At 54.0% G+C, this 12,736-nt stretch carries 9 protein-coding genes; 4 read left to right on the top strand and 5 right to left on the bottom strand.

All coding sequences use genetic code 11. The annotated features are described in order from the left end of the window. Nucleotides 1-344: 50S ribosomal protein L17 (rplQ, locus tag VOI14_RS09525; protein ID WP_323751818.1), on the top strand; the 344-nt coding region annotated here is incomplete at its 5' end. Nucleotides 345-553: 209 nt separating this feature from the next. Here rplQ and uvrA read toward each other — a convergent pair. After that, a complete protein-coding gene (gene uvrA / locus VOI14_RS09530) occupies nt 554-3,385 on the bottom strand; it encodes an excinuclease ABC subunit UvrA (RefSeq protein WP_323751819.1) in 2,832 nt (943 codons plus the stop codon). A gap of 179 nt (nt 3,386-3,564) precedes the next feature. Here uvrA and VOI14_RS09535 point away from each other — a divergent pair, with 179 nt between their 5' ends. Beyond that, complete coding sequence (locus tag VOI14_RS09535) at nt 3,565-4,935, top strand: MFS transporter (RefSeq protein WP_323751820.1); 1,371 nt, start codon at nt 3,565-3,567, stop codon at nt 4,933-4,935. A 57-nt stretch (nt 4,936-4,992) separates the two neighbouring features. After that, a complete protein-coding gene (ssb, locus tag VOI14_RS09540; protein ID WP_323751821.1) occupies nt 4,993-5,538 on the top strand; it encodes a single-stranded DNA-binding protein in 546 nt (181 codons plus the stop codon). 72 nt (nt 5,539-5,610) lie between these two features. Here ssb and ntrC read toward each other — a convergent pair whose 3' ends face one another. The 4 genes from ntrC to glnA all read right to left on the bottom strand — a co-directional run bounded on the left by ntrC (nt 5,611) and on the right by glnA (nt 10,503). Beyond that, nucleotides 5,611-7,044, bottom strand: a complete 1,434-nt coding sequence (gene ntrC / locus VOI14_RS09545) for a nitrogen regulation protein NR(I) (RefSeq protein ID WP_323751822.1) — start codon at nt 7,042-7,044, stop codon at nt 5,611-5,613. Further along, nucleotides 7,041-8,141, bottom strand: a complete 1,101-nt coding sequence (gene glnL / locus VOI14_RS09550; RefSeq protein WP_323751823.1) for a nitrogen regulation protein NR(II) — start codon at nt 8,139-8,141, stop codon at nt 7,041-7,043. The genes ntrC and glnL overlap by 4 nt, the downstream gene beginning before the upstream one ends. A gap of 238 nt (nt 8,142-8,379) precedes the next feature. Continuing rightward, the gene (locus VOI14_RS09555; RefSeq protein ID WP_323751824.1) at nt 8,380-8,904 is read right to left on the bottom strand and encodes a DUF4124 domain-containing protein; all 525 of its coding nucleotides are present in this window, start codon (nt 8,902-8,904) and stop codon (nt 8,380-8,382) included. 195 nt (nt 8,905-9,099) lie between these two features. Next, complete coding sequence (gene glnA, locus VOI14_RS09560; protein ID WP_323751825.1) at nt 9,100-10,503, bottom strand: glutamate--ammonia ligase; 1,404 nt, start codon at nt 10,501-10,503, stop codon at nt 9,100-9,102. A 392-nt stretch (nt 10,504-10,895) separates the two neighbouring features. Between glnA and typA the strand changes: the two genes are divergently transcribed. Further along, a complete protein-coding gene (gene typA, locus VOI14_RS09565) occupies nt 10,896-12,707 on the top strand; it encodes a translational GTPase TypA (RefSeq protein ID WP_323751826.1) in 1,812 nt (603 codons plus the stop codon). Nucleotides 12,708-12,736 lie beyond the last annotated feature (29 nt).

Genomic DNA, 12,736 nt, shown 5'->3' on the forward strand with positions numbered 1-12,736 from the left:
AGGCCATGTTCCGTAACATGACTGCGTCACTGGTTGAGCACGAGCTGATCAAAACGACGCTCCCGAAAGCGAAAGAATTGCGTCGGGTAGCAGAGCCATTGATCACGCTCGCAAAGAATGATTCGGTAGCAAATCGTCGTCTGGCGTTCGCGCGCCTGCGTAGCGATGCAGCGGTAGCTAAGCTTTTTAACGAGCTGGGCCCCCGTTACAACGAGCGACCGGGTGGATATCTTCGTGTCCTGAAGTGCGGTTTCCGTGCTGGCGACAATGCCCCTATGGCATTTGTTGAGCTGGTCGGTCGTCCTCTGGACATCGAAGCTGAAGAGATGGGCGACGACGAGTAAAATCGTTGTTGGCTGTTTCTTGAAAAGGCCGGGATCCGAAAGGTTCTCGGTTTTTTTGTGTCTGGAATTTGGTGTTTGGGTCGTTAGGAAGGTCATTCGGGGCTGGTGCGGGGTGATGGAAGCTTTTCTTTGAAAAATAACTCGCTGCGCTCAGACATCTTTTTTCAGCAGAAAAGCTTCCCGTCACCCCACACCGGCAGATTGCGGTGTTAGCTTCCTTGTTTTTCCAGCATTGATTTTAAATACTTGCCTGTGTGCGAGCTTGGATTGTTCGCTACGTCTTCAGGCGTACCTTCCGCAATAATCTGGCCGCCGCCAGAACCACCTTCCGGGCCGAGGTCGACGATCCAATCAGCTGTTTTGATGACATCCAGGTTGTGCTCGATCACCACGATGGTGTTGCCATGGTCCCTTAGCCGTTGGAGGACATTCAGCAGTTGCTGGATGTCGTAGAAGTGCAGTCCGGTTGTCGGTTCATCCAATATATACAGGGTTTTTCCGGTATCCCGTTTGGATAGCTCTTTAGCCAGTTTAACCCGCTGTGCTTCACCGCCGGATAGCGTGACCGCGCTTTGTCCTAAGCGAATATAGGACAGGCCGACGTCCATCAGGGTCTGCAGTTTTCTGGCGAGGAACGGCACGGCGTCGAAGAATTCGCGACCTTCTTCTACGGTCATGTCGAGCACTTCGTGAATGTTTTTCCCTTTGTAGCGTACTTCCAGCGTTTCGCGGTTGTAGCGTTTGCCTTTGCAGATGTCACAAGGCACGTATACATCGGGTAGGAAATGCATCTCTACCTTGATAACGCCGTCGCCCTGACAGGCTTCGCAGCGGCCGCCTTTGACGTTGAAGGAAAATCTCCCGACTTTATACCCCCGGGAGCGTGCTTCCTGCGTTCCGGCGAATAGCTCTCGAATTGGGGTGAACAGTCCGGTATAGGTCGCCGGGTTGGATCGGGGCGTCCTGCCGATAGGGCTTTGGTCGATGTCGATTACTTTGTCTAGGTGGTCAAGGCCCTTAAGGGTCTTGTAGGGGGCGTGCGTCAAGCTTGTTGCTTTGTTGAGTTTGGCCGCCGCTACCGGGTACAGGGTGCTGTTGATCAGGGTGGATTTTCCCGAACCCGATACGCCGGTTACGCATGTCATCACACCAAGGGGGATTGTGAGCGTAACGTCTTGGAGGTTGTTTCCAGTGGCGCCGTTGAGCAAAAGCGCTTTGCCGTTACCTTTGTTTCGCTCTGGCGGGATTGCGATGCTCTTTTCACCACTGAGGTATTGGCCGGTGAGGGAGTCCTTGTTGGCGATGATATCGGCTGGTGTGCCTCTGGCCACCACTTGACCACCGTGTACGCCTGCACCGGGGCCAATGTCGATGACGTAATCGGCAGCACGTACCGCGTCTTCATCGTGTTCTACGACGATCACGGTATTGCCCAAGTCCCGTAGGTGGGTGAGCGTGGCGAGCAGTCGGTCGTTATCGCGTTGATGCAAACCAATCGAAGGCTCATCAAGAATGTACATGACACCGACCAGTCCTGCACCGATTTGGCTTGCTAGGCGAATTCGTTGGGCTTCACCACCGGAGAGGGTGTCTGCGCTGCGCTCTAGGGTCAGGTATTCCAAGCCGACGTTGACGAGGAACTGAAGCCGCTCACGAACCTCTTTGAGAATCTTGTCGGCAATCTCACCTTTACGACCAGGCAGAGCAAGTTCCCCGAAGTATTGGTGCGCCTCTCCGACCGGCATACGAGTCACATCAGGCAGGTTTTGTGCTTTGATGAAGACGTGGCGTGCGCTTTGTCTCAAGCGGGAACCGTGGCAATCTTTGCAAGGCTGGGTGCTCAGGTTACGGGCGAGTTCTTCCCGCATGCTCTGAGATTCGGTTTCCCGATAACGGCGCTCCAAGTTGGGCAGGATGCCTTCGAAGGGGTGCGCTTTCTCGATAATCTGTCCCCGGGAGTTTACGTACCGGAAGGTGACCTCCTCGATGCCGGTGCCGTGTAGCAGGGCATTCTGGAAATCCTCTGGAAGATCCTCCCATGGGGTTTCCAGATCCATGCCGTAATGTTCGGCTACGCTGTTTAGCATTTGGAAATAGTAGACCGCCCGACGGTCCCAGCCTTTGATTGCCCCTGACGCGAGGGTGGCTTCCGGGTGCTGAATGATTTTTTCGGGATCAAAGAACTGTTTAACTCCCAGCCCGTCACAGGTTGGGCATGCACCGGCGGGGTTGTTAAAGGAAAACAGGCGTGGCTCAAGCTCGCTCAGGGAGTAACCGCATTGGTTACATGCGTAGCGGGCGGAAAATGTGTGTTCTTCGCCTTCGCCCGACATGGGTGCGACGAGGGCAATGCCGTCGGATAGGTCGAGAGCGGTTTCGAAGCTTTCTGCGAGCCTCTGTTCCAGTCCCGGTTTTACTTTGAAACGGTCAACCACGACGTCGATTTGGTGTTTACGTTTCTTGTCCAGAGGTGGCACGTCATCGATGTCATAGACTGTTCCGTCTACCCGAAGCCTGATAAAACCTTGGCTGCGCATGGTGTCGATAACCTGAGCATGCTCGCCTTTGCGGTCGCGGATGACCGGGGCCAGGATCATCAGCTTACTGTCTTCGGGTAGTGCCAGAGCTTGGTCTACCATCTGGCTTACGGTTTGTGCTTCTAGTGGCTGATGGTGGTCCGGGCATCGTGGCTCGCCGGCCCGTGCAAACAGCAAACGCAGGTAGTCGTAGATCTCGGTGATCGTTCCCACTGTGGAGCGCGGGTTGTGCGATGTGGATTTCTGTTCGATAGAGATGGCCGGTGATAGACCCTCGATGTGATCAACATCGGGTTTTTCCATCATGGAGAGAAATTGCCGCGCGTAGGTCGACAAGGATTCCACATAACGTCTCTGCCCTTCAGCGTAGAGTGTATCGAACGCCAACGAGGATTTTCCGGAGCCAGACAGTCCGGTGATCACGATAAGTTTATCCCGAGGAATATCCAGGTCGATGTTTTTCAGGTTGTGGGTGCGCGCGCCCTTGATCTGGATATGCTCCATAACACCTCGCTTCGATAAAAAAGGATCAGTATATCGTTTTCAGAAGGCCTCGGCTAAATTGCCGACATTCGGCGTGTGCGCCCCGGGGTGAGTAGTCCCGTCAGCGTCTAGCTTCTGGTACAATGCGCGCCTCTCGGCTCACGGCCGCAATCATATCCATTCACTCCGGCACGGGTTATATGAACGCGCTTGAAAAACGCTCAGTAGCGGCTCTGGCTTCGGTATACGCCATGCGTATGCTTGGCCTTTTTATGGTTATGCCGGTATTTGTTCTGCTTGGTAGTGATTTGCAAGGTGCGACTCCGGCACTGATTGGTCTCGCGATAGGGGCCTATGGGTTGAGTCAGGCGTTGCTTCAGATCCCGTTTGGCTTGATGTCGGACCGGGTGGGGCGGAAGCGGATGATCTATCTTGGCCTGATTCTGTTCGCCGCCGGCAGTGTCCTGGCGGGTGCTACAGACTCCATCTATGTTGTGATCGCTGGGCGGGTTTTACAGGGCGCAGGGGCTATAGCCAGTGTTTTGATGGCGATGCTGAGCGATCTTACTCGAGAAGAGCAGCGAACCAAGGCGATGGCAACGGTGGGCATCTCCATTGGCTTGTCTTTTTCTGTCTCTCTTGTTGTGGGGCCGTTGCTAGGCGCTGCATGGGGGTTGTCAGGTATCTTCTACACCACTGCCGTCTTGGCTTTGCTGGCGTTGGTTGTGGTGGCCAAGGTGGTGCCGACACCGCACCAGCACAAGGTGAGTGCCGATACGCATCCGGCGCGAGAAATGGTCGGAAAGGTTTTGGCCGACGGTCGCCTGTTACGGCTGGATTTCGGTATCTTTGCTCTACACTTCGCGCTGACCTCGCTGTTCTTGGTTTTTCCGACCATGCTGCAGGATCAACTCGGATTGGCTGCTACCTCCCATTGGTGGTTTTACCTCACGGTGATGGTGACGTCCTTCTTTGCCATGGTGCCTTTTATCATCATTGGAGAGAAAAAGCGTAAAATGAAACCGGTGTTCTGTAGCGCGATTGCCTTGTTGGCAGTGGCGACTGCGGCGTTGACCGGCATGACCGATAGCTTGGGATTGGCTTGGGTTGTTTTGTTCTTCTTTTTCATGGCATTCAATTTCCTGGAAGCCAGCCTGCCGTCGTTGATCAGCAAAGAGGCGCCTGCGGCGAGCAAGGGGACAGCGATGGGCGTCTATTCGACATCGCAGTTTCTAGGAGCGTTTCTTGGGGGAGCATTGGGTGGTTATTTGCTGCAAGAAGCCGGCTTGAATGGCGTACTGTGGTTGATGGCGGGTGCTTTGGCCGTTTGGCTGTTGGTGGCACTCACCATGCCTTCCCCGAGTTACACCACCAGCTTCGTGGTGCAATTGCGTGATGTGGTGGCAATCACCTTTGACGATATCGATCAGCGCTTGCGCGGTCTGTCTGGCGTAGCGGATGTCGTAATTGTTGAAGAAGCTTCGACGGCCTACCTGAAGGTGGATCGTCAGCACTTTAATGAAGATCAGCTTGCGCACCTGGAATTTGTGCGGCAGGGTGACAATACTTAAACATTAAATGTCTGCAAGGAGCGCAGACGTTCGGTTAAAAAACACCAGGAGCAGAACATGGCACGAGGCATAAATAAGGTAATTCTGATTGGTAACCTGGGCCAGGACCCGGATACCCGATACACCCCGAATGGTAATGCAGTGGTTAACCTGAACCTGGCGACCGATGAAAGTTACAAGGATCGCCAGACGGGGCAGATGGTTCCGAGAACCGAATGGCACCGTATTGTTATCTTCGGCAAGGTGGCGGAAGTTGCCGGGCAGTACCTGCGTAAAGGGTCAAAAGTCTATATCGAGGGACGTTTGCAAACCCGTAAGTGGCAGGGGCAGGATGGTCAGGACCGTTACACCACCGAGATTGTTGTGGATATCAACGGCCAGATGCAGATGCTGGATAGCCGTGGAAGTGAAGGTGGCATGAACCAAGGCGCGCCTCAGGGGCGGCCCCAGCAGCAGGCGCAAGCGCCGCAGCAACAGTACAATGCACCGCAACAGCAACAGCAACAGCAACAACAGGGTGGATATAATAACCCTGCACCTCAGCAGCAAGCGGGAAGCATGCCTGAGCCCATTGATGATTTCGATGATGATATTCCGTTCTAAGACGGAGTCGTTAACACAAAAAACCCGAGCTATTGCTCGGGTTTTTTGTGATTCACTTTGCAGTGTTAAGCACTATTCGTCCGCTGTCTCCGGGTGATCCAGTCCCAGCTCATTAATTTTTCGCGTTAAGGTGTTTCGTCCCCAACCGAGCAGAATCGAAGCGTCACGGCGGCGACCACCGGTATGTTTCAACGCGGTCTCAATCATAATCTTTTCGAACTCTGGTACGGCTTTGTCCAACACGCTCTTCTTACCGCGTTTGAGTTCCTGTTCCGCCCAGTTTTTCAAACCCTCTTGCCAAGTCTGGCCCGTGGCGTCGTTTTCGGACTCGGCTTGATCCAGAAGCTCCGGTGGCAGATCGGCAACATGAATTTCGCGCCCGCTCGCCATAACGGTGAGCCAGCGGCAAGTATTTTCAAGCTGACGCACGTTGCCGGGCCAGGGTAGAGTTGAGAGGTATTCTTCGGCGTCTTTACGCAGAAGTTTGGGTTCTACCGTGAGCTCTTTAGCTGCTTGTTCGAGGAAATGTTGAACCAGACGGGGGATATCGGTCCGTCGTTCGGCCAGTTTTGGCAAATGAATCCGAATAACATTGAGACGGTGAAACAAATCCTCTCTGAAGCTGCCGGCATTCACCAGTTTTTCAAGATCCTGGTGGGTTGCGGCGATGATGCGAACATCCACTTTGATAGGAGTGGTGCCCCCAACCCGATAGAACTCCCCGTCGGCAAGGACGCGCAGCAAGCGGGTCTGGGTATCGGCGGGCATGTCGCCGATTTCATCTAGAAACAGGGTGCCACCATTGGCTTGTTCGAAGCGGCCTTGGCGAGTGCCACCGGCGCCGGTGAACGCACCTTTTTCATGGCCAAACAGTTCGGACTCAATAAGGTCTTTGGGAATGGCGGCCATGTTCAGGGCAATAAATGGGTTGCGCGCGCGAGGGCTGTGGTTGTGTAGTGCCTGCGCAACCAACTCTTTGCCCGTGCCGCTTTCACCGTTGATGAGTACGGTAATGTTCGAGTTTGAAAGCCGGCCTATCGCCCGAAACACCTCTTGCATTGCCGGTGCTTCGCCAATGATCTCGGTACTCTTCTGAACTTCTTCTATATGTGGTTCGGCCGAGGCTCTTTGTTCATGGCTATGAGCGATGGCGCGTTTGACCAAAGCGACCGCCTCATCTACATCAAACGGTTTGGGCAGATACTCGAAGGCTCCGGTCTGGTAACTGGTAACGGCGCTGTCCAAATCAGAGTGGGCAGTCATGATGATGACCGGAATGTCCGGGTGAAGCGCAACAATCCGGGACAGCAGCGTGATGCCATCCACGCCGGGCATGCGAATGTCGCTGACAATCGCTTCAGGCCGCTCCCGTTCCAGGCGGGCTATGATGCCTTCGCCACTATCAAAGGCTTGGACTTGCAAGCCTGCTTGGCTTAAGGCCCGCTCAAGCACCCAGCGGATGCTTTTATCGTCATCGATGATCCAGACGTTTTCTGGCTGATTCATAAAGTGTCCTCCAGAGGCAGGAAGATAATGAAGTCGGTTTTTCCTGGCTCGCTTTCACATTCCACCAGGCCCTGGTGCTGGCCGATGATGCTTTGGGTGATTGATAGTCCCAAGCCAGTGCCTGATGCTCGGCCACTGATCATGGGGTAAAAGACGTTCTGCAACAGATCGGCGGGAATGCCGGGGCCGTTGTCGATGATGTCGATGCGGCAAGCGAGGCGATGGCGTCGATGCCCGATGGTGAACTGTCGCAATGTTCTGGTACGGAAGGTGATCGTAGGTGTTGCTTCGGCGCCTGAGGCATTTTCGTTTTCGAAGGCAGCCTCCATGGCGTTTCGTGCAATGTTCAATACCGCTTGAATGAGCAGTTCTTTGTCGCCCGAGAATTCCGGGATGCTGGGATCGTAATCTCGCAGCAGCTGAACTTTGCCCCGGCTTTCCGCCTCGATCAGGGTGCGAACACGTTCCAGAACCTGATGTATGTTAGTGGGCGCGATTTGCAGTGCTTTGTTTGGCCCAAGCATACGGTCAACCAAGCTTCGCAGTCGGTCGGCCTCATTAATGATGACTTGGGTGTATTCGCGTTGGCCATCGCTGTCCAATTCTCGGGCGAGCAGCTGCGCTGCGCCTCGAATACCGCCCAAAGGATTCTTGATTTCATGAGCCATGCCTCGTACAAGAATTCGGGACGCTTCTTGCTGAGAAATGATGTCTTCTTCCCTGCTGATGCGCAGCTGGCGGTCTATGGGCTGCAGCTCTACCAGTAGTTCAATAGGGTCAATGCTGATGGGGCTGACGGAGTAGTCTACCGTTAGGCGGGAACCAGTCAGTAACGCAAATTCCGCCTCGCGCCGAGTGTAAGATTGACCGTTTTTGGCTGCTGCGTGCAGTGTTCTTAAAGCATTTTCCGAATCGATGAGGACATCGTGCAGTGGCGTGCCCTGTGTTCGCATAAGGCTCGTTTCAAACAGGTTCTCGGCGGCTGGATTCAGGTAGCGAATGGTCAGATCATCGCCAAGCACCAGCACCGCTGTTGTCAGGCTATCGAGAATACTTTTATACCCGGTTTCCAGGGTGGTGGATGGTCGAAACGACATGCAAGAATCCCGTTGGGCGCTCATGGATATAGCTATTTATTTAGCAATAAACGAACCAGTTTTTCTGTCTCGTCCAATAAGTTGCGTTTGTGCAAGATTGGGTGCCCGGGAAAGGTCAATCGTGCTTTGAATGGATGCAAAGCAGGAGGAGTGGCGGCAAGCGACCCGGGTTTTGCCCTTTAGTCGCCTACAGCATGGCACTGATACAGTGCATTCGCACTAGTTTGGTGCGGTTGTTCTACCGTGCAATAGATGGGCGGTGCACAGTGAAGCGAATGGTTTGGCCTGTTTTAACCTGTACGCCATTGCGGTCCACGATGTGAGCGACGGCGCTGTGGGTCCCGCGATTAATATTCTGCACGGTGACGGAGCCAGACGTACTTTGGCCAACTGGTTGCCCATCGAGAGTGATCTCGTATTTGTGGTCAGGCTTCAGGGCCGGTGTGCTTTGTATTTCAAAGGTCACGGTGCCGTTTCCACTATGGAAGGCCTGATCATTTTGCGGGTAAGCGAACGCGAGAGTGTCATAAGACGCCCCCTCACGATCAACCTCGTCGCGCAGTTTGTCGGTTTCGCGCACGACTTCGGGTTTGGGTAGTGTGATGGTTGTGACGGGCTTCACTTTGACGGTTTCGGCGCCCTTGATGGGTTCGTCAGAGAACGTGACGTTGCCCTGTGCATCAACGTGGCGATAAACCTCAGCCCAACTGGCTGAAGAGGCAAGTAAAAGCATTCCGGATGCGAGCGTGACAAGTGTTTTCATGATCGTGGCCTGTGCTCTGGTTAACTTTCTTGATTATCAGTGGCAACGGAGGGGATATCAACGCCGTGAATGGATCGCTAGGTTACATCTCGTTAAGAGCGACAGTTGAAAGGCTTATTTTGTGGAGGCGACCACAAAAAAACCCGCCGAGGCGGGTTTTTTTACTGCTTCACAGCACCGTGGTGGTGCAGTGATTTAGCAGGAGTAGTACAGCTCGAACTCAACCGGGTGCGTGGTCATGTTGATGCGCTCAACTTCGGCACGCTTCAGATCGATGTATCCAGCAATCATGTCTTCAGTGAACACGCCGCCACGGGTCAGGAACTCGTGATCATCTTTCAGGGCGTCCAGAGCTTCTTGCAGAGTCTCGGCAACCTTCGGAATGTTCAGGGCTTCTTCTTTCGGCAGGTCATACAGATCCTTGTCCATGGCATCGCCAGGGTGGATCTTGTTCTGAATGCCGTCCAGGCCAGCCATCATCAGTGCGGAGAAGGCCAGGTACGGGTTGGCAGCCGGGTCAGGGAAGCGAACTTCAACACGACGGGCTTTCGCGCTGTTTACGTATGGGATGCGGATAGAGGCAGAGCGGTTACGGGCTGAGTAGGCCAGCATAACCGGTGCTTCGTAGCCAGGTACCAGACGCTTGTAGCTGTTGGTGGCCGGGTTGGTGAACGCGTTGATAGCCTTGGCGTGCTTGATGATGCCGCCAACGTAGTACAGGGCTTCGTCGCTCAGGCCAGCGTAGCTGTCACCTGCGAACAGGTTCTTGCCGTCTTTGCTCAGGGACATGTGCACGTGCATGCCGGAACCGTTGTCGCCGACAACTGGCTTGGGCATGAAAGTGGCTGTCTTGCCGTAAGCGTGAGCAACGTTGTGCACGCAGTACTTAAGGATCTGCACTTCGTCTGCTTTTTTGGTCAGGCTGTTAGGGCCTACGCCGATTTCACACTGGCCTGCGGTGCCCACTTCGTGGTGGTGTACTTCGATGGTCAGGCCCATGGACTCCATGGCTGCGCACATGGCGCCACGCAGGTCGTGCAGGCTGTCTACTGGTGGCACGGGGAAGTAGCCGCCTTTAACGCCCGGACGGTGACCGGTGTTGTTGCGGTCGAAGTCTTCGCCGGATACCCAGGCCGCTTCTTCCGAGAAGAGCTCGTACATAGAGCCCTGCATGTCGGTTTTCCATTTTGCGGAATCAAAAATGAAGAACTCGGGCTCGGGGCCGAACAGTGCGCCATCAGCGATGCCTGTGGACTTCAGGTACTCTTCAGCACGCTGAGCAACAGAGCGGGGGTCGCGCTCATAACCTTGCATGGTGGTAGGTTCCACAATGTCACAGGTAATGTTGATGGTGGTTTCTTCGGTGAACGGGTCCAGTACGGAGCTGGTGTCATCCGGCATCAGGATCATGTCGGATTCGTTGATGCCTTTCCAGCCAGAGATGGAAGAGCCATCGAACATCTTGCCGTCTGCAAAGAAGTCTTCGTCAACTTCAGATGCGGGCAAGGTTACATGTTGCTCTTTACCGCGGGTGTCTGTGAAACGAAGATCGACCCATTTGACTTCGTGCTCTTTGATCAAATCAACAGTCTTGGACATTGTGCATGCTCCGTAAGTTATACATGTTCGTTGTGCCGGATCGTTCAGTGTACTGAGGCCCGATCTGCTTGTAGGTGAGGGAAGCTTATCAGAAGCTGGTGGCCCTTACCTGTCAATTGCGGCTGATTGTACATAAGCAAGGGGCTTGCCAGTTTGCCAATATTGCCTCACAAAAGCGCAGCTGCGGGGCTTTCGGGCGATGGCGGGGCGCTCTGGGCGCAACGTCCAGTGTTTTAAGTGTCTCAATTGTGCACCGATGTAGTGCGTCGCTCTCGTAAATGCCTAATAACAGTGCGCCTGGTGATTGATTACATATTAAGCACTAATCTTCATATTATCGACATGGACTTTTCGATATACTGCGTCCCGCTAATTTCTGCAGGATACCAGTTGTGATTGATAAGCTTAGAAACGTTGCCATTATTGCCCACGTAGACCACGGTAAAACGACCTTGGTTGACCAATTGTTGCGCAAGTCCGGTACTTTGGACCGTAAGGAGCTCGAAAACGAGCGCGTTATGGACTCCAATGACCAGGAAAAAGAGCGTGGAATTACCATTCTGGCGAAGAACACTGCGCTGAAGTGGAAAGACTACGACATCAACATCGTGGACACCCCGGGACACGCTGATTTCGGTGGCGAGGTTGAGCGAGTCATGAGCATGGTAGACAGTGTTCTGCTAGTGGTCGATTCCATTGACGGCCCGATGCCTCAAACACGCTTCGTGACGCAAAAAGCGTTCGCGGCAGGTTTGCGCCCGATTGTTGTTGTAAACAAAATTGACCGTCCTGGCGCTCGCCCGGATTGGGTAGTCGATCAGGTATTTGACCTGTTCGATAATCTCGGCGCTACCGATGAACAGCTCGACTTCCCGATCGTATACGCCAGTGCCCTGAACGGCATTGCGGGTATGGATCACGAAGATATGCAAGACAACATGGATGCCGTTTTCCAGGCCATCGTTGATTTCGTGCCAGCACCTGACGTAGATCTGGATCTGCCGTTCCAGATGCAGATTTCCCAGCTGGACTACAACAGCTTCCTGGGTGTGATCGGTATCGGCCGCATCGCGCGTGGTAAAGTCTCCACCAACACTCCGGTGGTTGCGATTGGCGCTGACGGCAAAAAGCGTAACGGCCGAATCCTCAAAATCATGGGTCACTCCGGTCTGCAGCGCGTCGAAGTTGATGAAGCTCAGGCGGGCGACATTGTGTGCGTGAGCGGCTTGGATCAGCTCTTTATTTCGGACACCTTGTGTGACCCCTCTAACGTTGAGGCGCTGCCGGCGCTGACCGTTGACGAGCCTACGGTTTCGATGACTTTCCAGGTCAACGACTCGCCGTTTGCCGGTAGAGAAGGTAAGTACGTAACCAGCCGTAATATCAAAGAGCGTCTGGAAAAAGAGTTGCTGCACAACGTAGCGCTGCGTGTTGAAGAAGGCGATTCCGCCGACAAGTTCAAAGTGTCTGGTCGTGGTGAGCTGCACCTGTCGGTACTGATCGAAAACATGCGCCGTGAGAACTTTGAGCTGGCGGTTGGTCGTCCGGAAGTCGTGATCAAAGAAGTCGACGGTGTAAAGCAAGAGCCGTACGAGAACGTGATCATCGACATCGAAGAGCAGCACCAGGGCCCCATTATGGAGCAAATGGGTCTGCGCCGTGGCGATATGACCAACATGATCCCGGACGGCAAAGGTCGCATGCGTTTGGAATACACCATTCCAGCCCGTGGCTTGATCGGTTTCCGTAACACTTTCCTGACCATGACCTCCGGTACAGGCATTCTGACCTCGACCTTCAGTCACTATGGTCCTGTGAAGATGGGTGAAGTGACCAGTCGTCAGAACGGTGTCATCGTCTCTATGGCGACCGGTACTGCGCTGACCTACTCGCTGGAAACTCTGCAGAGCCGAGGCAAGCTGTTCCTCGAGCCAGGTCAGGAAATTTATGAAGGCCAGTTGAGTGGTATTCACAGTCGCGATAGCGATCTGGTGGTTAACCCGACCAAGGGTAAGAAGCTCGATAACATGCGTGCGTCTGGTAAAGACGAGGTTATCGCCCTGGTACCGCCCATCAAGTTCACACTTGAGCAGGCGCTTGAGTTTATTGATGACGACGAGCTGGTAGAAGTAACGCCCAAATCGATTCGTCTGCGTAAAAAGCTTCTGACCGAAAACGAGCGTAAGCGCGCCGGTAAGAAGTAAGATACGGTTAGCCCGGAGGGGTGAGGTAT

Origin of the sequence: Marinobacter sp. (genome assembly GCF_034669625.1) — a bacterium.
Taxonomy (GTDB): Bacteria; Pseudomonadota; Gammaproteobacteria; order Pseudomonadales; family Oleiphilaceae; genus Marinobacter.

What these genes read in the sequence shown, in the direction of transcription:
- uvrA (WP_323751819.1), bottom strand. Translation starts at nt 3,385, where the DNA reads ATGGAGCATATCCAGATCAAGGGCGCGCGCACCCACAACCTGAAAAAC.
- VOI14_RS09535 (WP_323751820.1), top strand. Translation starts at nt 3,565, where the DNA reads ATGAACGCGCTTGAAAAACGCTCAGTAGCGGCTCTGGCTTCGGTATAC.
- ssb (WP_323751821.1), top strand. Translation starts at nt 4,993, where the DNA reads ATGGCACGAGGCATAAATAAGGTAATTCTGATTGGTAACCTGGGCCAG.
- ntrC (WP_323751822.1), bottom strand. Translation starts at nt 7,044, where the DNA reads ATGAATCAGCCAGAAAACGTCTGGATCATCGATGACGATAAAAGCATC.
- glnL (WP_323751823.1), bottom strand. Translation starts at nt 8,141, where the DNA reads ATGTCGTTTCGACCATCCACCACCCTGGAAACCGGGTATAAAAGTATT.
- VOI14_RS09555 (WP_323751824.1), bottom strand. Translation starts at nt 8,904, where the DNA reads ATGAAAACACTTGTCACGCTCGCATCCGGAATGCTTTTACTTGCCTCT.
- glnA (WP_323751825.1), bottom strand. Translation starts at nt 10,503, where the DNA reads ATGTCCAAGACTGTTGATTTGATCAAAGAGCACGAAGTCAAATGGGTC.